At 69.3% G+C, this 21,063-nt stretch carries 22 protein-coding genes; 16 read left to right on the top strand and 6 right to left on the bottom strand.

Annotation, left to right across the window (positions count from 1 at the left end; genetic code table 11):
- The first annotated feature begins 33 nt into the window (after positions 1-33).
- Genes NRB56_RS15610 through NRB56_RS15600 form a run of 3 tightly spaced genes read left to right on the top strand, consistent with a single transcriptional unit; the run spans position 34 to position 2,604 of the window.
- Positions 34-573, top strand: a complete 540-nt coding sequence (locus NRB56_RS15610; protein WP_153342728.1) for an LLM class flavin-dependent oxidoreductase — start codon at positions 34-36, stop codon at positions 571-573.
- On the top strand, positions 563-1,693 hold the full coding sequence (locus NRB56_RS15605) for an LLM class flavin-dependent oxidoreductase (protein ID WP_153342726.1): 1,131 nt from the start codon (positions 563-565) through the stop codon (positions 1,691-1,693). The genes NRB56_RS15610 and NRB56_RS15605 overlap by 11 nt, the downstream gene beginning before the upstream one ends.
- The gene (locus NRB56_RS15600) at positions 1,690-2,604 is read left to right on the top strand and encodes an ABC transporter substrate-binding protein (RefSeq protein WP_153342724.1); all 915 of its coding nucleotides are present in this window, start codon (positions 1,690-1,692) and stop codon (positions 2,602-2,604) included. Before NRB56_RS15605 ends, NRB56_RS15600 begins: the two co-directional genes overlap by 4 nt.
- A 34-nt stretch (positions 2,605-2,638) precedes the next feature.
- Here the strand turns inward: NRB56_RS15600 and NRB56_RS15595 are convergent, their stop codons facing one another.
- The 3 genes from NRB56_RS15595 to NRB56_RS15585 all read right to left on the bottom strand — a co-directional run bounded on the left by NRB56_RS15595 (position 2,639) and on the right by NRB56_RS15585 (position 5,245).
- Positions 2,639-2,848, bottom strand: coding sequence for an ANTAR domain-containing protein (locus tag NRB56_RS15595; RefSeq protein WP_194290869.1), 210 nt, complete (start codon positions 2,846-2,848; stop codon positions 2,639-2,641).
- Positions 2,849-3,140: 292 nt separating this feature from the next.
- Complete coding sequence (locus NRB56_RS15590; RefSeq protein WP_153342720.1) at positions 3,141-4,181, bottom strand: phosphotransferase family protein; 1,041 nt, start codon at positions 4,179-4,181, stop codon at positions 3,141-3,143.
- Positions 4,178-5,245: a phosphotransferase family protein gene (locus NRB56_RS15585; protein ID WP_153342718.1), complete on the bottom strand. Its 1,068-nt coding sequence runs from the start codon at positions 5,243-5,245 to the stop codon at positions 4,178-4,180. Before NRB56_RS15585 ends, NRB56_RS15590 begins: the two co-directional genes overlap by 4 nt.
- Before the next feature lie 226 nt (positions 5,246-5,471).
- Between NRB56_RS15585 and NRB56_RS15580 the strand changes: the two genes are divergently transcribed.
- The 10 genes from NRB56_RS15580 to NRB56_RS15535 are packed head-to-tail and all read left to right on the top strand — an operon-like array spanning position 5,472 to position 14,443.
- Positions 5,472-6,683 carry a CaiB/BaiF CoA transferase family protein gene (locus NRB56_RS15580; RefSeq protein WP_153342716.1) on the top strand — a complete coding sequence of 404 codons (1,212 nt, stop codon included), beginning with the start codon at positions 5,472-5,474 and terminating at the stop codon, positions 6,681-6,683.
- Complete coding sequence (locus tag NRB56_RS15575; RefSeq protein ID WP_319943047.1) at positions 6,680-7,096, top strand: Zn-ribbon domain-containing OB-fold protein; 417 nt, start codon at positions 6,680-6,682, stop codon at positions 7,094-7,096. The genes NRB56_RS15580 and NRB56_RS15575 overlap by 4 nt, the downstream gene beginning before the upstream one ends.
- Before the next feature lie 37 nt (positions 7,097-7,133).
- The gene (locus NRB56_RS15570; RefSeq protein ID WP_153342714.1) at positions 7,134-8,333 is read left to right on the top strand and encodes a thiolase family protein; all 1,200 of its coding nucleotides are present in this window, start codon (positions 7,134-7,136) and stop codon (positions 8,331-8,333) included.
- Positions 8,330-9,820, top strand: a complete 1,491-nt coding sequence (locus NRB56_RS15565; protein WP_319943046.1) for an aldehyde dehydrogenase family protein — start codon at positions 8,330-8,332, stop codon at positions 9,818-9,820. Before NRB56_RS15570 ends, NRB56_RS15565 begins: the two co-directional genes overlap by 4 nt.
- The gene (locus NRB56_RS15560; RefSeq protein ID WP_153342712.1) at positions 9,817-11,058 is read left to right on the top strand and encodes an amidohydrolase family protein; all 1,242 of its coding nucleotides are present in this window, start codon (positions 9,817-9,819) and stop codon (positions 11,056-11,058) included. Before NRB56_RS15565 ends, NRB56_RS15560 begins: the two co-directional genes overlap by 4 nt.
- Complete coding sequence (locus tag NRB56_RS15555; RefSeq protein WP_227837752.1) at positions 11,051-11,269, top strand: ferredoxin; 219 nt, start codon at positions 11,051-11,053, stop codon at positions 11,267-11,269. The genes NRB56_RS15560 and NRB56_RS15555 overlap by 8 nt, the downstream gene beginning before the upstream one ends.
- Positions 11,270-11,306: 37 nt before the next feature.
- Complete coding sequence (locus tag NRB56_RS15550; protein WP_153342710.1) at positions 11,307-12,089, top strand: SDR family NAD(P)-dependent oxidoreductase; 783 nt, start codon at positions 11,307-11,309, stop codon at positions 12,087-12,089.
- A complete protein-coding gene (locus NRB56_RS15545; RefSeq protein ID WP_153342708.1) occupies positions 12,086-13,324 on the top strand; it encodes a cytochrome P450 in 1,239 nt (412 codons plus the stop codon). Before NRB56_RS15550 ends, NRB56_RS15545 begins: the two co-directional genes overlap by 4 nt.
- A 25-nt stretch (positions 13,325-13,349) precedes the next feature.
- Entirely contained in the window at positions 13,350-13,784 is a 435-nt protein-coding gene (locus NRB56_RS15540) for a nitroreductase family deazaflavin-dependent oxidoreductase (RefSeq protein WP_153342705.1), read from the top strand.
- 59 nt (positions 13,785-13,843) lie between these two features.
- Entirely contained in the window at positions 13,844-14,443 is a 600-nt protein-coding gene (locus NRB56_RS15535; RefSeq protein WP_406603486.1) for a TetR/AcrR family transcriptional regulator, read from the top strand.
- Positions 14,444-14,576: 133 nt separating this feature from the next.
- Here the strand turns inward: NRB56_RS15535 and NRB56_RS15530 are convergent, their stop codons facing one another.
- Both NRB56_RS15530 and NRB56_RS15525 read right to left on the bottom strand, forming a co-directional pair.
- A complete protein-coding gene (locus tag NRB56_RS15530; RefSeq protein ID WP_319943045.1) occupies positions 14,577-15,293 on the bottom strand; it encodes a dienelactone hydrolase family protein in 717 nt (238 codons plus the stop codon).
- A gap of 102 nt (positions 15,294-15,395) precedes the next feature.
- Positions 15,396-16,925, bottom strand: a complete 1,530-nt coding sequence (locus tag NRB56_RS15525) for an acyl-CoA synthetase (protein ID WP_153342703.1) — start codon at positions 16,923-16,925, stop codon at positions 15,396-15,398.
- A 175-nt stretch (positions 16,926-17,100) separates the two neighbouring features.
- Here NRB56_RS15525 and NRB56_RS15520 point away from each other — a divergent pair, with 175 nt between their 5' ends.
- The gene (locus NRB56_RS15520) at positions 17,101-17,673 is read left to right on the top strand and encodes a dihydrofolate reductase family protein (RefSeq protein ID WP_153342701.1); all 573 of its coding nucleotides are present in this window, start codon (positions 17,101-17,103) and stop codon (positions 17,671-17,673) included.
- A 234-nt stretch (positions 17,674-17,907) separates the two neighbouring features.
- Here NRB56_RS15520 and NRB56_RS15515 read toward each other — a convergent pair whose 3' ends face one another.
- Positions 17,908-18,861, bottom strand: a complete 954-nt coding sequence (locus NRB56_RS15515; protein WP_153342699.1) for a LysR family transcriptional regulator — start codon at positions 18,859-18,861, stop codon at positions 17,908-17,910.
- Positions 18,862-19,041: 180 nt separating this feature from the next.
- Here NRB56_RS15515 and NRB56_RS15510 point away from each other — a divergent pair, with 180 nt between their 5' ends.
- Together NRB56_RS15510 and NRB56_RS15505 are read left to right on the top strand one after the other, a co-directional pair.
- The gene (locus NRB56_RS15510; protein WP_319943044.1) at positions 19,042-19,914 is read left to right on the top strand and encodes an SDR family NAD(P)-dependent oxidoreductase; all 873 of its coding nucleotides are present in this window, start codon (positions 19,042-19,044) and stop codon (positions 19,912-19,914) included.
- 4 nt (positions 19,915-19,918) lie between these two features.
- Positions 19,919-21,046 carry a sulfotransferase family protein gene (locus tag NRB56_RS15505; protein WP_319943043.1) on the top strand — a complete coding sequence of 376 codons (1,128 nt, stop codon included), beginning with the start codon at positions 19,919-19,921 and terminating at the stop codon, positions 21,044-21,046.
- The last annotated feature ends 17 nt before the right edge of the window (positions 21,047-21,063 follow it).

Here is a 21,063-nt window from a genome sequence, read left to right as displayed (position 1 = left end):
GAATCCACCCGCCTCGCAAAGGATTCGACTTCCATGACGCATATCGTGCTGCCCGCCGAGGCGGCCGAACCGGCGCCCGCCCGGCTGCCGGCCCATCTCACCGATCTGCGCCCGCCGCCGGAGCGGTCGGCGCTCGCGCTGGCCCGGGCGGCCGATCTCGCGGGGCTGGCGGGCGTGCTGGTGCCGTTCGACCCCGAGGGTCCCGAATCGCTCGTCACCGCTGCGGCACTGCTGCGGGCGACCCGATACGTGCAGGTCGTCGCCGGATTCCACAGCGGCGCAACCACACCGCAGTACGCGGCGAAGTTGTCGGCCTCGTTGCAGCGCTTCTCCGGCGGCCGGTTCGGCTGGCACCTGGAGGCGGGCGATCCGGACCGCGAGCGGTTCGTGGCGGTGGCGCGCGAATTCTGGCATTCGCCGGATGGTTTGCCGAAGCCGTTGTCCGACAATCCGTTTCCGGCGGTGTACGTCGGCGGGATCGACGGCCGGGGTACGCCCGGTTTCGTCGAGGTCGGGCCCGATCCTGGCGAGGTGTTCCGGCTGGGGGAGAAGGAGTCCGCACATGTCGGTTGACATCTATTGGCGCATCGCGATGGAGGGTGACCAGACCTCGTTGCGGCGGCCCGGCAGCAGCCGGGGCGGGTTCGCTCCGCACCTGCCCGACGCGCTGGCCCCGGGCCGGCGCGGTGCCGGCTGGGACGGATTCAGCCACGCCGACTACATGGCGGAGGTGATCCGGTCCGCGGAGGATTCCGGATTCGTCGGCGGGCTGCTGCCGTCGTTCCCGCACACCGACGATCCGTGGGCGGCCGCGGCCACCCTGGCGGCCGAAACACGCAGCTGGCGTTTCATGGTCGCGTTCCAGCCCGGATTCCTGCATCCGGTGCAGGCGGCCCGGATGAGCGCCACGTTGCAGCGTGCGACCGGCGGGCGGCTGGTTTACAACATCATCTCCGGCGGCGGTGGTCCCGCGCAGCTGTGGTGGGGCGACGCCATCGTGCACGACGACCGGTACGCGCGCACCTCGGAATTCCTCGACGTCCTGAAGGGGGTGTGGCACGGCGACGGCGGCTTCCGGCACGACGGCCGGTTCTACCGGGTCGACGACGGTGGTCTGCCGGAACTGCTCGCCGGCCAGCCCTTTCCGGAGATCTACTTCTCCGGCTCGTCCCCCGCCGCGATCGACGCCGCGGGCCGGCACGCCGACTACTACCTGTCCTGGCTGGAGCCGTTCGAGGCGCTGGCCGCGAAATTCGACGCGGTGCGGGCCGACAGCCCCCGGCCGCCGAAATTCGCCGTGCGCGTGGACGTCCTGGCCCGCGAGACCGCGGACGAGGCCTGGGAGGAGATCCGGCTCGGCTGGGCCGCCGCACCGGAAATCGAACGAGCGGAGGGTGATTCGGTCGGCTGGCGGCGCAGCCAGGACTTCGCCGCTGGTACCGACCCTGCCGATCACCGGGCGCTCGAGGTGCAGCCCAACGTGTGGGGCGGATTCCATCGGCTGCGGCCCGGACCGGCTTTCGGCCTGGTCGGTTCCTACCGTGAGGTCGCCGAGCGGCTCGACGAACTGATCGACCTGGGGGTGGGCGCGTTCATCCTGGCCGGTGTCCCGCACCTGGAGGAGGCCCGCCGGGTGGGCCGCCACGTTCTGCCCCTGTTGAAAGACCGCACCGGAAAGGCGAATTCGCGATGACCATCCGCATCGGCTACTTCCCGCAGAACAACACCCTGTGGGTGCTGCGCCACCTCGGCATCCTCGAACGGACGCTGCCGGACATCGAATGGGTGGACCTGCGCACGCTGGACAACCCGCGGATCGACCCCACCGCGGGCCTGCCGTCGGGACACGGTGACCATCTGTTCGACGGCGGCTACGACGTCATCGGGACCGGATCCACGCCGCCGGTCACCGCCCAGGCGAAGGGCCACGACATCGTCTACCTCGCCGTCTCCGGACCGCGAGTGGAGAACGGCCGCTTGGTCGTCCACGCGGATTCCGATATCCGCGAGCCCGCCGATCTGCGCGGTAAGCGGATCGCGCTCGGCCACGGCTCCTGGCAGACCACCCTGCTGCTGCTGGCACTGGAGAAGGCCGGACTGGGCTGGGGCGACATCGTCCCCATCGACGCGTATGCCGATGCGGCGCAGCGATTCCTGGCCCGCGACGTGGACGCCTGGGTCGGCTCCTACCCGTTCCTGACCCGGGTCGAGCAACAGGCACAGCTGCGCGAGGTGATCCCGACCGACGGCTTGTTCAGTCACCGCTCGCTGTGGTTCACCAGCCGCACGTTCGCCACCGAGCACCGGGCCGAACTCGTCGCGATCATCGCGGCGCTACAGGCCGCCGACGAATGGACCCGGGACCACCCGGGCGAGGCCGCCGCGTTGTTCGCCGCCGACGACGGCCGCCCGGCGGCGGAGTGGGAGCACGCACTGCGCACCCGCCCGTGGGGCCTGCTGCCGATCGAGCCGGATTTCGTCGCCGAACAACAACACGCCGCCGACCTGTTCTTCGGCAACGGCCTGATCCAGCAGCGGATCCGAGTCGCCGACGCCGTGCTACCGGAAATCGGCGACGCGGTCCGCGCAGCGGCGGACCGCTGACCCGCGCAGGGCGCGTCGACCGTGTAACCGGCGGTCATTCGGCGGTGGCGGCGATCTCCGCCGCCACCTTCGCGAATGCGACGCCGCGCCGGGCGGCGATCTCGCGCAGCGCACTCAGTGCCGTCGCCCGGTCGCACTTCTGTTGTGCCATCACGACTCCCACCGCCCGCTCGATCGATGATCCCGACACCAGCGCGGTTCGGACCTGCGCCGCGGCGTCGGCCTGCCGCTGATTTTCCACCATCGCATCCAGCATGAGACTCACGTCCGTTCGACAATGCCGACTGTCAGAAGCGACTGTCCGGTCAGGGTTGTCTACGCCGGATACCCATTCGGCCGCCGCCCCGAACGTGATCGGATCCGCGGTCTCGGCCGGGACCGTAATCTCACCGGCCGCAAAGTCATTGGCGCCGTGCCGGTGGCGGCCGTCGGCGCGGCGATATCGCTGTCGCGCCACCGCCGCCGCACTGGTGGCGGCGGTCGGCGCGGCGATAACGTTGCCGTGACATCTGTTGGCGCCGAGGACGATCGGCGCGTCACACGCCGAGTAGATCCAGACTTCCGTGCCGGGCGACCGCGGCGGCGAGCCGGCCGGTGAGCCGCTCGATGACCGGCCGGACGACCGCGCGGGTGATGCCCCACAGATACATGCCGTACGGGAGGTAGGCGCGGTAGAGCCACCACGCGCGTTCCCGGCCCGGTGGGGTGACACCGTGGGTGGCGAGCCGCTCCAGATAGTGGTCGAGCAACTCGCGTTCGGTGGCGGCCAGCACGTCCGGATCGAGCACGGTCGCCAGGTGGTAGCCGACGTCGAGCGCCCAGATGCCGCGCTGTACCACCTGCCAGTCGATCAGCCCCGGACGGCCGTCGGCGAGCTCGTAGATGTTGCCGGTGTGCAGATCACCGTGCACCAGGCAGGCCGGATGTTCGGCGCGCAGGTTGTCCATGGCGGCCATCGCCGCGAGCAGCCGGTCGGCCCGGCGCACCGATTCCGGGATGTCGCCGGTGCGGCCGTCGTCCAGTAGTTGTTGCAAAGTGCCGGCGGGCAGGACCCGGGCCAGTCCGGCGAGCCGGGCCGGGAAGTGCTGCTGCAGATCGGCTTTCGCGTCGTTCCAGGTCGCCGCGTGCAGGGCCGCGAGCTGGTCCAGGGTGCCGGTGGCCTGTTCGGCGCTGTAGCCGACCAGCGGATCCAGGAATCGCGCGCCCGCGGCCACCAGATCGTGCATCAGCACCAGGGCGTGCCCGGTGTCCGGATCGACGGCGGCGTGCACGCACGGTGGGGTCCGGATCGGGAGCTGCCCGGCGGCCAGCGAATAGAAGTCCGCCTCGGCCCGGGTGGTGCGGCCCCGGGTGGCCGGATCGAAATATCCCTTGGCGCACAACGCCGGTGGGGCGTCGGTGGGGTCGCGGTATTCGACGTCGAAGCGCACCTTGGTGGCGACCGTGCGCAGCCGCTCGGTCACCTCGGCCCGCACCGGAACGGCATCCGGAAACCGTTGCGCCAGTACGGGTGCCAGCCATTGTGGGGACAGCACCACATCCTCGTCGTACGGTGCCACTCCGCCGGGCTGATTCATCGTAGATCCTCCGGATCGGGCAGGCCGAGCAATCGGCAGACGTGCGGGATATAGGGTCCGCGCCGCGACTTCACCGAGGGCAGTCGCAGCGAGCGGCCGGTGTGCAGGCTCAGCAGACCTGCCTTCAGGCCCGCGAACACCTCCTGCCACAGCAGGTTGTCGGCGCGCAGGCCGGTCAGCTCCTGCCAGCGGTCGATGGTCTCGGTACGGGTGCCGAGGCCCGGCAGGCGGGGGACATCCAGTGCGGTGCTGTGCATCTCGTCGAACAACAGCCACCAGGCCAGGTCGGCGACCGGGTCGGCCAGCGCGGCCTGCTCCCAGTCCATGACGCCGACGACCCGGAAGTCGTTGCCGAACATAATGTTTCCCATCCGGGCGTCACCCCAGGACAATCCGGGGGTGGTGCCGGCCGGCCGGTTGTCGGCCAGCCACCGCAGCAGGGTGGCGACGGTGCCCGGGATGTCGTCGCCGAGCGCCCATTCCGCGTACCGCTGCCAGTAGGCCAGCTGCTGTTCGTCGCCGGCGGCGCCGTGTTCGGGCCGGTCCACGAACGGCACCGCGCTCACCGGTATCCGGGTGACCGCCGTCAACTGCTCCATGGCGCTGTCCCACAGCACTCTTCGCTGTTCGGGCGAGGCTTCCGTGAGCCAGCCCTCGCTGTTGTAGACCGGCATGCTGACCGGAACCCGGCCGTGCATGCGGCGCATCAGGTAGAACGGGCGGCCGAGCAGCTCGGGATCCTCCTCGTACCAGAGGGCCTCGGGCACCCGCACGCCACCGTGCTCGCGCAACGCGACCAGGATGTCGTACTGAATCCGGAACTTCGGGTCGAAGAACATCTGATACTCGGGTGCGGGCGCGATGCGCAGCACGAACTCGTCGACCGCCGCGGCCGAACGAACTCGAATCAGGATGGTTTCGTTGGAGATTCCCGCACCGCGCGGGTAATCGAGGTCCTCGATCTCGACGGACGGGACCTCCAGCCGGGTAGCCAGCCACGGTTGTAGGACGGTCGCGGTGGTGTCGAGGTCGCGACCCTTGGAGAAGACAGGCGCCTGCTTCATTGCTCTCGCCTTTCGGATCATCGTGCCACCTGAGGGTAGAACAACGTTCTGATCTTCGGGCCGGAATCGAATATCTCATGATCAAAGTAGAACGTTGTTCCCAAACAGCGAGAGTCTTGTTACGCTCACGAAGCGTGAACGGATCGGATGCCGCATCGCGACGCCGGGGGGCGTGAATCGAAAAGTCGTGCGATGCACGGCAATCCGAGCTAGCCGAGGAGGCTGCATGGAACAGGGCGCGTTCGACGGAGTACGCGTCGTCGAGTTGGCGCAGTGGGTGTTCGTACCGGTAGCCGGTGCATTGCTGGCCGACTGGGGCGCCGATGTCATCCGGATCGAGCGACTGGACGGCGACCCGTATCGCGGGCTGGCCACCCAGGGCATCGGCACCGACCGCGGCGGCCCGAATCTGTCGGTGGCACTGGCGAACCGGGGCAAGCGCTCGGTCGCGGTGGACCTGCGCGAGGAAGCCGGTCTGGCCGTACTGCACGAACTGCTGGCGACGGCGGACGTACTGCTGACCAGTCTGCGCCCCGGCGCGCTGGCCCGGCTCGGCCTGGCTCAGCAGACGCTGCGTGACCGCTATCCCCGCCTGATCTACGCCCGCGGGAACGGTTTCGGGGTACGCGGACCGGACGCCGACCAGCCGGGCTACGACAGTTCGGCGTTCTGGTCCCGGGGCGGCCTCGCCTATCTGCTGACCCCCGGTGAGCGGGACTACCCGATCTCGCAGCGTGGCGCGATGGGTGATCGGAACGGGGCAGTGGCCCTCGCCTTCGGCATCGCCTCGGCCCTGCTGAAACGGACCCGCACCGGCGTCGGCTCGGTGGTCGACGTCTCCCTGCTCGGCATCGCGCTGTCGACGCTGTCGTCGGACCTGCTCGTCGCGCTCAACGGCGCCGCCCCCGAACCCGCCAGCGGCCGTGGCCCGCAGATCAATCCGCTCACCGCGACGTATCGGACCTCCGACGACCGGCACATCCAGCTGATGTTCCTGCAGGGCGACCGCTACTGGGGTGACTTCTGCCGCCTGATCGATCGGCCGGAACTGATCACCGACGAGCGGTTCGCGGACCTCGCCGCACGCCGCGCCCACAGCGCGGCCTGCATCGCCGAACTCGACGCCGAATTCGCCCGGCGCACCTTCGCCGAATGGAAGCGGCTGCTGTCGAAACTGGACGCGCCCTGGGCGCCGGTGCAATCCATGGCCGAGATCGTCACCGACCCGCAGGTGGTCGCCAACGGCTACGTCGGCGAGGTGGAACTCGAGGACGGCCGCACTTACCGATTCCCCAGGGTCCCGGTGCAATTCGACGAACAACCACCGGAGCTGCGCCGCGCCCCGGAACACGGCGAGCACACCGAGAGCGTCCTGCTCGAACTCGGCTACGACTGGGACCGGATCACCGCCCTGAAGTCCGCCGGAGTGGTCCCGTGACGAACCGCCCACTCCCGCAACCGGATCCGCAGTCGGCTCCCTACTGGGCCGCCGCCGCCGGTGGCGTACTGACCGTCGCGCGCTGCGCCCGCTGCGAGCGATACACCGTCCCGCCGGACGTGGTCTGCCCGCACTGTGGTTCCGGCACACCGAATTTCACCTTCACCCCGGTCAGCGGCCGCGGCGCCGTCCGCTCCTGGACCGTGGTGCGGCAGTCTTTCCTGCCCGGTTTCGATGCCGACCTGCCGTACGTGCTGGTCGACGTCGAACTGGCCGAGCAGTCCGAACTGCGCCTGATCGGCCGGCTGCTGGACGGCCCGGACGCACCCCTGCGCCTCGGCGCCCCGGTGCGGGTCGCGTTCGAGCATCCCTCGGCCGACATCGCCGTTCCCGCTTTCGAGTTGGCGTCATGAGCCGCGTACTCCCGGGCGCCGGGCCGGGGTGCCGCTCATGACCGGCCGCTTCCCCGCCCGCGACCGGGTCGCGGTCGTCGGCTACGCGCACAGTCCGGTCCGGCGGCAGGCGGACCGGCCGCTGGGGGCGCTGGCCGTCGAGACCGCCCGGGCCGCGATCGCCGATGCCGGACTGGCGGTCCGGGAGGTCGACGGGTTCGTCGGCTCCGCGCTGCTGCCCAGCGCCGGCGACCACACCAAGCAGGACGGCGTGAGCATCGTGTCGCCGAACTGGCTGGCCCAGCATCTCGGCGTCGATCCGCGCTACGCGGCCGGATTCGACGGTATCGGCCAGCTGACCGGCTCGGTGGCCATGGCGGTCAACGCGATCGCCGCCGGTGCCGCGGATTACGTTGTGCTGCACCGGGCTCTGCACAATCCGGGTGGCCGCTACCACGCCAACCCGATGCGCGAGGCCGCCGGTGCACAGCAGTGGACCGTGCCGCAGGGCTTCTTCGGGCCGCTGGCCACGATCGCGCTGCCGTACAACGAATATCTGCAACGGTACGGCGCGAAACGCGAGGCGATGGCGGCGGTGGTGACCGAGGCCCGCAAGAACGGGTCGCGGCTGCCCTGGTCCTATTGGGCCGGAAAGCCGTTGAGCACCGAGGAGTATCTGGCCGCGCCGCAGCTGTTCGACCCGGTCTGCAAATTCGACTGCGACATCCCGGTGGACGGCGTCGCGGCATTCGTGCTCACCTCCGCCGAGCGGGCCGCCGATCTGCCGCACCGGCCGGTGTACGTATCCGGCTACGCGTCCGGCGCGCCGACCCGGCGGCGGCTGCCGCAGCACTGGCCGCTGGACGACATCCTCGGCGGCGGCGCGGAAACCGCGCGCCGGTTGTGGGAGCACGCCGGAATCGGCCCGGACGCAGTCGATCTGCCGCAGGTGTACGACGGCTTCGCGCCGTTCGTCTGGTTCTGGCTCGAGGTTCTCGGCTTCTGCCCGCCGGGCGAGGCGCACCGGTTCGTCGCCGACGGCGGCATCGACAGCGACCGGCCCGGCGCGCTGCCCGCGCTGTCCGGCGGGGGAGCGCTGGGCAACGGCCGCATGCACGGCGTGCCGCAGATGCTCGAGTGCTACCTGCAATTGTCCGGCCGCGCCGGTGCACGGCAGCGCGAGGCGACCGTCGGGGTCGCCTGTCATTCCTCCCCGCATTTCGGCGGGGCGGTCGTCTACAGCTCGGTTCCATTGTGAGCGTTGGGAGTACCACCGTGGATCTGCTCCGCGAAGACCGCACCTACGTCGCCGGGCGATGGGTGTCCGGCCACGAGCCGATCGCCGTCGAGAACCCCGCCGACGAGAGTTCCGTCGGCACCGTCACCGCGACCCCGTGGCCGGAGGTGCGGCGCGCGATCGCCGAGGCGCGCCGCAGTTTCGACGCCGGGGTGTGGGCCGAGCTACCCGCCGCCGACCGGGCCCTGGTCCTGCGCCGGCTGCTCGATCACATCGAGGCCGCGCACGACACCCTCGTGCCGACCATGGTCGCCGAGGCCGGCCAGCCGCTGCGGTTCGCCGAATCGAGCCAGTTCCGTTCGGGTCTGGCGCTGGCGCGGCAGACGATCGACCTGTATCTGTCCATGCCGCACGAGCAGTCGGCCCCGGTGCCGGTGGACGATCTGGTGCGCGGCCGGGTGGCCCTGAGCATCCGGCGGCACGAGCCGGTGGGCGTGGTCGCCGCGATCACCCCCTACAACGCGGCGATCATCATGGCCTTCCAGAAGCTGATTCCGGCTCTGCTGGCCGGGAATTCGGTGATCCTGCGGCCCAGCCCGCTCACCCCGATCTCGTCGCTGATCTTCGGCGCCGCCGCCGAGGCCGCCGAACTGCCCGCCGGGGTGCTCAGCGTGATCACCGAAAGTGGTTCGGCGGCAGCCGAACTGCTCACCACCGACCCGGCCGTGGACATGGTGTCGTTCACCGGCTCCACCGCGGTCGGCCGCCGCATCCTGGCGCAGGCCGCGCCGACGGTGAAACGGGTCGCGCTGGAACTCGGCGGCAAGTCGGCGCAGATCTACCTGCCCGACGCCGTCGGCCGGGCCGCCACCGGCGCGATCATGGTGGTGGCCTCCACCGCCGGCCAGGCGTGCGTCGCGGCGACCCGGATGCTGGTCCCCGAGGACCGCAAGGCCGAGGTGCTCGAGGCGGTGACCGCCGCCTACGCCGCGATCAAGGTCGGTTCCCCGGCCGATCCGGCCGCCACCATGGGCCCGGTCATCGACGCCGGCGCGCGCGAGCGGTGCGAGCGCTACGTGGCCCTGGCCGAGAGGCACGGCGGCACAATCGCTTTCGGTGGCAAGCGGCCGCAGTCCCCGGACCGCGGCTACTACTTCGAGCCGACCGTGCTCGACCTGCCCGACAGCGCGAATCCCGCCGCGCGCGAGGAGATCTTCGGCCCGGTGCTCGCGGTGATCGGCTACCGCGACCTGGACCACGCGGTGGCGCTGGCCAACGACTCGGAATACGGCCTGTCGGCGCAGGTCTACGGCGCCGACGTGGCCGCGGCGGTCGGCGTCGCGCGCCGGCTGCGCACCGGGGCGGTGAACGTGAACACCGCCGTGTTCAGCGCCTACGCACCCAGCGGCGGCTACAAGCAGAGCGGCCTCGGCCGCGAACGTGGCCCGGACGGCATCCGGGCCTTTCAGGAAGTCAAGCACATGGCGATCGGAGAACTGGCGCGATGACCACCCTCGAAACCCCCCGCAGCACAACGGCCCCGGCCGCCCTCGACCTGGACTGGCTGATCTCGGTCGACGACCACATCCTGGAACCGCCGAACCTCTGGATCGACCGGGTCCCGGCGAAGGACCGGGATCGCGCCCCGCACATGGAGACCGACGCGAACGGCCGCGAGATGTGGGTCTACGACGGCAAGCGGCTGCCGACCTCAGGCCTGTCCGCGGTGGCGGGCAAGTCGAAGGAGGAGTTCAGCCCGGAACCGTTGCCCTACAGCGAGATGCGGCCCGGCTGCTACGACGCGAGGTCGCGCGTCGAGGACATGGATCGCGCCGGAATCCTGGCGTCGCTGTGCTTCCCGACCCTGCCCCGGTTCTGCGGCCAGCTGTTCATGGAGGCCTCCGACCGCGAGTTCGGCCTGGTCTGCCTGAAGGCCTACAACGACTGGCTGGTGGAGGAGTGGTGCGGCGCCGCGCCGGGCCGCTACATTCCGCTGATGCTGATCCCGCTGTGGGATCCGGCCCTGGCCGTCACCGAGCTGGAACGCATGGCGGCGCGGGGCGTCACCACCTTCGCCTTCTCGGAGAACCCGGCCCCGCTGGGCCTGCCGACGATCCACGACAAGGACCGCTACTGGGATCCGGTCATGTCCGCCGCCGACGACCTCGGCATGGTCGTCTCGATGCACGTCGGCTCCTCCTCACAGGTGCCGAAGATCGCGCCCGACGCGCCGTTCATGGCCAACCTCACCTGGGGAGCGATGCGCACCTCCGGCACCATGCTGTCGTGGCTGTTCAGCGACATGTTCGAGAAGTTCCCGAACGTGAAGATCGCGCTGTCGGAGGGCGAGATCGGCTGGATGCCCTACTATCTGGAGCGTGCCGAGCAGGTGCTCGACAAGCAGCGGCACTGGGTGAAGAAGGGCGCGCGGTTCCAGGACCACACCACCGGCGGCACCGCGAATCTGGACACCCTCGACATCCGGAAGACCTTCCGGGAGCACATCTTCGGCTGCTTCATCGACGACGAGCACGGCATCGCCAGCATCGACGCGATCGGCGAGGACAACATCATGTGCGAAACCGATTACCCGCATTCGGATTCCACCTGGCCGGACTGCATCGGCTTGGTGCGCAGGCGGATCGAGCACCTGCCGGAGGAGGTCCAGTACAAGTTGCTGCGCGGCAACGCCGAGCGGCTCTACCGGTTCACCCCCGCCCAGCCCCCGGCGCGGCCGCATGCCTGAGATCGCCCGCGATCACATGCCCGAGATCATCGTCGATCGGGCCCTGTGCATCGGCAGCGGCGTCTGTGTCGTCTACGCCCCGGCCAGTTTCGAGCACGACGACGACGCGAAGGCCGTGGCGCTGGATCCACCCGGCGACGAACTCGACGCCATCCGGGTCGCCGTCGAGGGCTGCCCCACCGGCGCGCTGCGCCTGACGCAATCCGCCTGACCACGCGCGGCGGGACCTCACTGGAAGTGTGAAAAATATGTTGTTGCAAGACAAATCGGCGATCGTCACCGGAGCCGGCAGCGGTGTGGGCCGGGCCTCGGCACTGCGATTCGCCGCCGAGGGGGCGCGGGTCGTCTGCGCCGACATCGACGCCGACGCCGCGAAGCAGACCGCGGATCTCATCGAAACCGCCGGTGGCACCGCGGTTCCCGCCGCGGCGGACGTATCCCGCGAGGACCAGGTCCAGGGCATGATCGAGACCGCGGCCGGGCAGTTCGGCCGCCTGGACATCCTGTTCAACAATGTCGGCGTCCCCACCCCGCGGCTCGGGGCGAAGCTGGAGGATCACACGCTCGAGGATTTCCAGCGCCTGGTCGCGGTCAACTTCGGCGGTGTCTTCTTCGGCTGCAAGCACGCCGTGCTGCGCTTCAAACAGCAGGGCGGCGGCGGGGTCATCCTCAACACCGGTTCGGTGGCGGGCCTGGTCGCGTGGGGCGGCTCGGTCTACGGGGCCACCAAGGGGGCCGTGCACCAGCTCACCCGCGCGGTCGCCATCGAGGGCGCCCCGTTCGGCATCCGCGCGAACGCGCTGTGCCCGGCGGGCATGCCCTACACCGGGTTCATGGCCGCCGGCGGCCTGACACTGGCCGATCCGGCGCACCTGGCCGCGGCGGCCGAGAAGGTCGGCGCCGCACACCCGCTGGGGCGTCCGATCACCGCCGAGGACTGCGCGGAGGCGGCCGTGTTCCTGGTCTCGGATCGCGCCGCCAACATCACCGGCGTCCTGCTGCCGGTCGACGGGGGATATGTCGCGAAATGACCACCACACTCGACATCTCCCGTGTCCGTGAGCTTTTCGATCTGCGTGGATCGTTCCTGGTGCAGACCGGCGGCGGCTACTCCGACGACCCGTATCCGGCCTGGCATCGGCTGCGGGCTCAGGCGCCGGTGCACGCGGGCACCGTGCACGAACTCACCGGTGTCGCGGAACCGCTGGTGTTCCATGGACTTCCGCATCCGGATCGCCCGCACTTCTCGGCCTTCGGCTACGAGGTGTGCAGCGCCGCCTATCGCGATCCGGTCACCTTCGCCTCCTCGCCGGACGCGGTCGGCGCGACCGGGGCGATCGGCACCGACAGCAGCATGCTCGTGATGGGCGGCGCACGGCATCGGCGTTATCGTGGGCTGGTGCAACCGTCCTTCGTTCCAGCGAAAGCCCAATGGTGGATTCGCAATTGGATCGAGGAGACGGTACACGCGCTGATCGACGAGATCGCCGGGCACGGCCGCGCGGAGCTGAATGTCGACTTCTGCGCGGCGATCCCGGTGCTCACCATCACCGGCAGCTTCGGTGTGCCCGTGGCGCAGGCCCTCGACATCCGGGCGGCGCTGCGCCGCCCCGGTGCGGTGGTCGAGATCCTCGCGCCGATCGTGGCCGCCCGCCGCGAACAGCCGGCGGACGACCTCATCAGCGTGCTGGTGCAGGCGGAGTACACCGACGACGACGGCGTCACCCATCGGCTGTCCGACGACGAGATCTACTCGTTCTCGGTGCTGCTGCTGACCGCCGGCTCCGGCACCACCTGGAAGCAGATGGGCATCACCCTCACCGCGCTGCTCCAGCGTCCCGAGATACTCCGCGCCGTGAACGAGGACCGGCGGCTGCTGCGCCCGGCGATCGAGGAGGCGCTGCGCTGGTCGCCGACCGATCCGATGTTCTCCCGATTCGTCACCGCCGACACCGAATTCCACGGCACGCCGCTGCCGGCGGGCTCGGTACTGCACCTGTGCATCGGCGCCGCCAACCGCGACCCGGATCGCTGGGAACGGCCGGACGAGTACGACATCGCCCGTCCGCCGAAGCCGTCGCTGGCCTTCGGCAGCGGCCCGCACACCTGCCTCGGCATGCACGTGGCCCGCGCCGAAATGCTCACGGGCATCGGCGCACTGCTGGATCGGCTGCCGAATGTGCGGCTCGATCCCGACGCGGAACCGCCCCGGCTGATCGGCATGTACGAGCGCGGCGCGACCGCCATTCCCGTCCGTTTCGACTGACCCATATCCGCACCGAGGAGTCGTGATGCCCGAAACACCGTACAGTCCACCGGATCTCAGCCTGCGCGGCGACGAGCACGTCCGCGCCTACCGGGAGTCCCGCGGCGAGCGCGGCTATATCTGGAACGGCGTGCCGATCCTGCTGCTGACCGCCACCGGCCGGCGCAGCGGCCGGCCGCGTACCTCGGCGCTCATCTTCGGCCGCGACGGCGACGACTACCTGATCGTGGCGTCCAAGGGCGGCGCGCCGGAACATCCGGAGTGGTACCGCAACCTCACGGCCCATCCGGAGGCCGAGATCCAGGTGCGTGACCGGCACATTCCCGTGGTCGCCCGCACCGCGGGCGAGGCCGAGAAGCCGCGGCTGTGGTCGATCATGACCGAGGTGTGGCCGAATTACGACTCCTATCAGGCGCGTACCGAACGCCCGATACCGGTCGTGGTGCTGACCCCGCCGTGAGGCCCGCTAGCATATCTCGGATGTCGTGGGCCGAGAAAGCCGCGGACCGGTCGCCCGCTGTGCGGCGGACCCGCAGCCGCAGCATGCAGCAGGCGAGCCTGATCCTGGACGCCGCGCACCGGTTGGTCCTGCAGAAGGGGGACGCCTTCACCACCCAGGAGCTGGTGAAGGAGGCCGGGGTCGCGCTGCAGACCTTCTACCGGTACTTCGCGAGCAAGGATCAGTTGCTGCTGGCGGTGTTCGCGGAGATGATCGCCGCCGGCTGCGTCCGCTCGGTGGAGGACGCGCGCGATCTGCCGGATCCGATCGCCCGGCTGCGCCACTACGTCACCTCCACGCTGCGCTCACTGGACGCGGAGGGGGACGACAAGGCCATGGCCCGGTTCATCGTCTCCACGCACTGGCGCTTGCAGCAGAACTTCCCGGAGGAGATGGCCGAGGCGGTGCGGCCGTTCGCGGCACTGCTGCTCGGCGAGATCCGCAAGGGTATGGCGGCGGGCGAATTGCGGCCCGCCGATCCGGAACGGGCCGCCTGGTTCATCAACGAACTGGTGCGCTCGGTCTACCATCACTACGCCTACGCCCAGCAGCCTCCGGCGACCCTGCCGGACGACCTGTGGGCGTTCTGCCTGTCCGCCCTCGGCGGCAGCCCCGCCTGATCCCGCGGGCGGGGTGCCGGGCGGTTCCGTGGCTCACGACGCCCCCCGAATCCGAGGCGCCACGCGACCCACGACAGCGCTGTGCGTATTCCGCGGCGCCGCACCATCTTCCGGGCGGCGCCGCGGAACGTCCTCAGGCGAGGGCGGTTTCGAGCAGCGCCACGGTCCCGGCCCAGGACGCCGCGTCGGCCTCTTCGTTGTACGAGATGCCTTCGCGCCCCATCGCATCCGCGTCGGGATCGGTGAAACCATGTGCGGCACGCTGGAATACGGTCAGGCTGTAGTCGGCGCCCGCGTCGGACAGTTCGCGTTCGAGCTTCTCGATATCCGCCCGTGGCGCATAGGGATCCCGCGCGCCGGCGTACACCGCCACATGCGCGCGCACCGTCCCGGCCTCGGCCGGCCGGTCGGTGCCGAGCAGGCCGTGATAGCTCACCACGGCCCGCACGTCCGCCCCGCTGCGAGCCAGCTCCAGCGTGCACTTGCCGCCGAAGCAGAAGCCGATGGCCGCCGTCCGCGCCGCATCGATCCCGGGGAGCGCGGCCAGTGCCGCGTGCCAGGCCACGATCCGCTCGCGCAGCCGCTCCGGCCGGCTCACCAGATCGGCGAACGGCCCGCCCGCCTCCTCGGCCGACCGGTGCTCCTTGCCGCCCCCGTACATGTCCACCACGAGCGCGGCGTAGCCGAGCCGGGCCAGCCGCGTGGCCCGCTCGCGCATCATGTCGTTCGGCCCGTGCGCGGTGTGGACCACGAGCACGCCGGGATGCGGCCCGGGCCCTTCGGGCACGACCAGCCCTCCGATGAGATCCGCTCCGTCGTGATGCAGCGGCACCGCCGCGAATTCCGTCACCGATCCACTCCTCCGTCACCTGCGAGCTCGATCACACGAGCTCCGACGAGAGTCTAATTCTCTGAATCAGAGAATCTCAATACACAAACGGTGCCGGGAGCATCAGTGGAATCGCTCGCGGAGCTTGCCTTTCACCAGCTTTCCGGTGGGCGTGCGGGGCAGTTCGCGGGCGAATTCGACACGGCGCGGCACCTTGTAGTGCGCGATCCGCTCGCGCAGGTAGCCGCGCAACTGTTCGGCCAGTTCCGGACCGGTCTCGACGCCGGGGGCCGGTTCCACGACCGCGAGCACCGATTCGCCCATCTCCGGATCCGGGACCCCGATCACGCCGACGTCGAACACCGCCGGATGCAGGGCCAGCGCGTTCTCGATCTCCTGCGGATAGATGTTCACGCCGCCGGAGATGATCATGAACGCCTTGCGGTCGGTGAGGTACAGGTACCCGTCGGCGTCCACGTAGCCGACATCGCCGGTGGTGGTCCACAGCGGGTGCTCCGGATGCCGCGACTCCGCCGACTTCTCCGGCGCGTTGTGGTACTCGAACGGCCAGTCCTCGCGCTCGAAGTAGATCAGCCCGGTCTCGCCGGTGGGCAGCTCGGTGCCGTCGTCGGCGCAGATGTGCAGGATGCCGATGCCCGGCCGCCCGACCGATCCGGGCTTGGCGAGCCATTCGGGGCTGGAGATGAACGTGCCGCCGTTGCCCTCGGTGGAGGCGTAGTACTCGTACAGCACCGGGCCCCACCAGTCGATCATCGCCTGCTTGACCTCCACCGGGCACGGCGCCGCCGCGTGCACCGCGACCTTCAGGCTCGACAGGTCGTAGCGCTCCCGAATCTCCTTGTCCAGCTTGAGCATTCGCACGAACATGGTCGGCACCCACTGACTGTGGGTGACCCGGTACCGTTCGATCGCGGCCAGCGCGCCCTCGGCGTCGAACCGGTCCATCAGCACCACGGTGCCGCCCAGCGCCTGCACCACGCCGCCGAAGCGCAGTGGCGCCGCGTGATAGATCGGCGCCGGCGACAGATAGACGGTGTCGGTGTCGAACCCGTACTGCGGCCCGAAGATCGCGACGTAGGGATCGCCCGGCTCGTGCACCTCACGGTCGGGCAGCGGCTGTTTGATCCCCTTGGGGCGGCCGGTGGTGCCGGAGGAGTACAGCATGTCGCCGCCGCGCGGCTGCCGCGGCAGCGGCTCGGGCGACACCGTCCGCAGTTCCTCCTCGTACGACCGGTACCCCGGGACGGAACCGTGGTACGCCAGGCGAATTCGCGCCTGCGGCGTGCCGTCCAGCACCTTCTCCGCGAGCGCCGAGAGGGTACCGCTGACGACGAGAGCCTGTGCGCCGCAATCGTTCACGATGTAGGCCGCCTCGTCGGCGGTCAGGTGGTTGTTCACGGCGGTGATGTACAGCCCCGATCGCAGTGCCGCCCAGTAGATCTCGAACACCCGGGGATGATTGTCGGCGATCACCGCGAGGTGGTCGCCGCGCCGCAGCCCGGCGTCGTACAGGAACCGCGCGAGGCGGGCGGAGTTCTCCTCGAGTTCCCGGTAGGTCAGCACCTCTCCGGTGGACGCGGAGATCGCGGCGGGTTTGTCCGGGAATCGCGAGACATAGGCACCGGGATACATGCAACTCCCAACTCGATTGTGGCGGCGAACACATGTTTCCGCGTCGGCAGTGACGTTAACCACCTCCGTTGTACACCGTCAAGAGATGATCTTGGCGGAGGTGTCGATTCCGGGCCGGGCCGTTCGAGGAGTAGGTGTGGGCCGAGCGGCCCGTCGGCACCGAAAGGACAGCATCATGCGCAAGGTCGTGGCCCTGGAGCACATCACCCTCGACGGATTCGCCTCGTCGGGCAAGGACCTCGGATTCGAATTCACCTTCGGTGGCTACAGCGAGGATCTGGCCACCTACGTTCAGGAGCACGTCCAGGCCGATTTCGACACCGCGATGTACGGGCGCGAGACCTACCTGGGCATGTACGGCTACTGGGCGGCGCAGCCGACGCCGGAGAGTTCGGCGAACGAGCGTACGCACGCCGAATGGGTCAACGCCGTGGACAAGGTCGTCTTCTCGACCACGCTGGCGGCGGCCGAGTGGAACAACACCCGGCTGATCAGCACGAACGTGGCGAAGGAGGTGCAGGCGCTGAAGGAGCGGGAGGGCGGCACGATCGCGATCTACGCCAGCCCGAAACTGGTGCATTCGTTCCTCGACCTCGGATTGATCGATGAATTCCGCATCATGATCCATCCGGTGACGCTCGGATCCGGTACCCCGCTGTTCCACGAGCAGGCGCAGGTGAATCTCGAACTGCTGGAAACCCGATCCTTCGATTCCGGGGTGGTATACGTCCGCTATTCGGTGCGCTGAGGCGATCCGGCGACAATTCCCGGACCCGGCGCGGCCCTATCGGGACAATGCCGCGACGGTCCGGGAATTACCGGATCTGATATAAGTTCTTGTTATCTCTGACCGTGCGAAGGCCCTCGCCGCACTGCGAACCGTGCGGCGAAAGTCGATGCCCGCAATGGAGAATTAAATTCCTGGTGACGAGAACGGTACTCTCGGGCGCGGTCGCCGGACAAGGACGCGACAGCCGGACGATCAGGCCCAATTCGGATTCCACGGTCGCGGCGCCAGGAATCGGGCGGGCCAGGTCCCGGACGTGGTCAGGTGTTTGACCTCCTCGCGCAGCACGTCGCCGACCTTGAACGCGAACTCGCGCGGGAGATCCATCCGCGCCGAGGACGCCACCACGATGTGCTGGGTCAGGGTCGGTTCGATCAGCGGCGCGTAGCGGACCTGTTCCCGCGCGAGCTCCGGTCCGCAAGCGGAGATCGGCAGCACCGTGTACACCTCGTCGCGTTCCACCAGATCGAGCATCACGGGCAGGGAATCGGTCTCGATCGCGGTGTGGACCTGCAACTTGAGTCGCAGCGCGGCGTTCTCGACGGTGCTGGCGATGCCCAGCGGCGAAGCGGGCAGGACCAGTGGCAGTTCGGCCAGGCGGGTGAAGGTGATCGGCCGGTCCGGCCGCAACCGCGAGCCGGGCCCGCCGACCACGACCAGATCCTCCACCAGCAGATCGCGAGCGAACAGACGTTCGTCGGTCACCTGATTGATCACCGCCGAGTCGATCCGGCCGCGCAGCATCTCCTCCACGAGGCTGCTCGCGCCGGCGACCGTCAGGTGCACGTTCACCTTCGGGAAGGCCGCGCGCAGGCCGATCAGCAGCGGACCGGCCAGCAGGGGGGCGACGGTCGGCGGCATGCCGAGATGCAGCGCGCGCTCGATGCGTGCCAGGGGCGATCCCGCGTAGTGCAGCGCCAACTCCAGTTGACGCAGCGGCGCGGCGGTGGAGGCTCGTAGTCGTTCGCCGTCCTCGGTGAGTTCCACCCCGCGGCGGGTGCGGTGGAACAGCGTGACGCCGAGTTCCTCCTCGAGCAGCCGGATCTGGCGGCTCAGCGCCGGCTGGGCCACGCCGAGGACCGTCGCGGCCCGGGTCATGGAACCCTCCTCGGCGATCCGCAGGAAGTACTTCAGCCGGTGGGTGTCCATCGGCGCACGGTAACACGTGCCATAACACGGTGATATGACTGACCGCCGAAATCAGTATTGGCCGGTGAAAAGTCCGGAGTCCTAATCTTCCACCACAGGATCTGCCGCATCGGGCCGAATCCGCATCCGCCGCCCGATGATCCGAATGTGCTCCGACGACGGAGCGGGAGAGGAGTTTCCGTGGAGACTCAGGAACAGGACTGGTCGCGGATATTGGGTTTCGACCGCCTGCCTTATCACATTGTCGACAAGCGCGTGAGTGATCTGCTGGATCTGCGCGGGAAGAAAGCCGTCGTCACCGGAGCGGGCGGCGACGGTCTCGGCCACGCCATCGCGACCCGGCTCGCCGGCTGCGGCGCGGATATCGCGCTGGTCGGCCGGACGTTCGAGAAGGTCGAGCGCCGGGCGAAGGAGATCGAGCAGCGCTGGGGTGTGCGCACGGTCCCGGTCAGGGCCGACATGTCCGATTGGGATCAGGTTCATCGCGCCGTCGCGGAGAGCAGGGACGCGCTCGGCGGCTTCGACATCATGATCAACAACCCGGTGATGGTGACCGCGGGTGCCTTCGACAAGCACACCAAGGCGGATATCGACATGACCGTGCTGGGCAGCCTGACCATGATGATGTACGGCGCGCACGCCGCGCTGGAACATCTGCTGCCGCAGGGCTCGGGCAAGATCATCAACATCGGCGCGGTCGCCGGGCGGGTGCAGCAGTCCGGGTTGACGGTGTATTCGGCCTGTAAGGCGGGTGTCATCGGGTTCACCCGCAACCTCGCGCACGAGTACTCCTCGCGCGGGATCAGCGTGATGGCGGTGGGTCCGGGCATCATGCTCAAGGACGATATGAGGCGCTACCTGCTGAATCCGGCCAACGACGCCGAGCGGGCCGGTCGCGACGCGATCGCCGAGTCGATCACCGAACGGGTCCAGCTCGGCCGCGCGGCCCTGCCCGAAGAGGTGGCGAACGTGGTGGCCTTCCTGGCCTCGGAAGCGGCGAGCTACATGTGCGGGCAGACGATCGACGTCGCCGGCGGACAGTGGATGGGCTGAGGCCGTGCCGACGATCGACGACATTCTGAAAACCGCTGTGGCACAGACGGGTCTGCACGATTTCGGTGACGACTCGTTCCGCGAGGGCCTCGGCGTCCTGCTGGATTCGCTGGAGCGCGAGGCGCGGCTCAACGCCACCGGTGAGAAGTTCCTGTACGACCGGATCGTGCTGCACCTGAGCCAGCGGTTGCAGGTGGAGGACTGGTACCGGCGCCATCCCGAGATCGACGACGGGCAGATCCTGGCGCCGCTGATCGGTATCGGACTGCCGCGCACCGGTTCCACGGCACTGTCGGTGCTGCTGGCCCAGGACCCGGGCGTGCGCTACATCCGCCGCTGGGAATCATCGCAGCCCTGCCCGCCGCCGTCCACGGTGACCGGCGTCGATCCGCGCATCCCACCGGACAAGGGCGAGATGGTCGGCACCCGATATCACGTGCCGATCGACGACAAGCACGGGCCGATGGAATGCCACGACATGATGGCACTGGACTTCAAGTCGCACATCTTCCACGCCTACGCGCAGGTTCCGTCCTACAGCAGCTGGCTGCTCGACGCCGACCTCACCTCGACCTTCGCCTACCAGCGGCGGGTGATGAAGCTGCTGCAATGGGGTGAGCCGCAACGGCCGTGGCGGCTGAAATGCCCCTCGCACGTGCTGTTCCTGAAGTACCTGAACACGGCGTTCCCCGACGCGCGCTTCGTGATGACCCATCGCGATCCGGCCGACGTGATCCTCTCGGTGGCCGAACTGTACGCCGACATCACCGGCCGGTTCACCGACGACATCGACCTGCCCTATATCGGCCGGCTCAATGTGGAGCACTGGTCGGCGGGGATGGAACGGACGGTGGCGTTCCGGGCGAACGGCGCCGACGACCGCTTCTACGACATCGACTTCCGGGCCATGCAGGCCGACCCGATCGGCGAGGTGACCGGCCTCTACCGGTGGCTGGGCGAGCCGGTGTCCGAGGAGTTCGCGGCCCGGATGCGGAACTGGTGGACCACCGCGGCGGCCGAGCGCGAGCCGAGTCACAAGGCCGATCCGGTGACCTACGACATCGACCTGGACCGGGTGCGACCGGCCTTCGCGGACTACGTGGCACACGCCGAACGCTGGACCGCGCACTGACTTTCGATCGGAAGGAG

The organism is Nocardia aurantia (assembly GCF_009604425.1).
Lineage (GTDB): Bacteria > Actinomycetota > Actinomycetes > Mycobacteriales > Mycobacteriaceae > Nocardia > Nocardia aurantia.
Note: the sequence above shows the minus strand (reverse complement) of the source record. Positions and strands in the feature narration are given on the sequence as shown.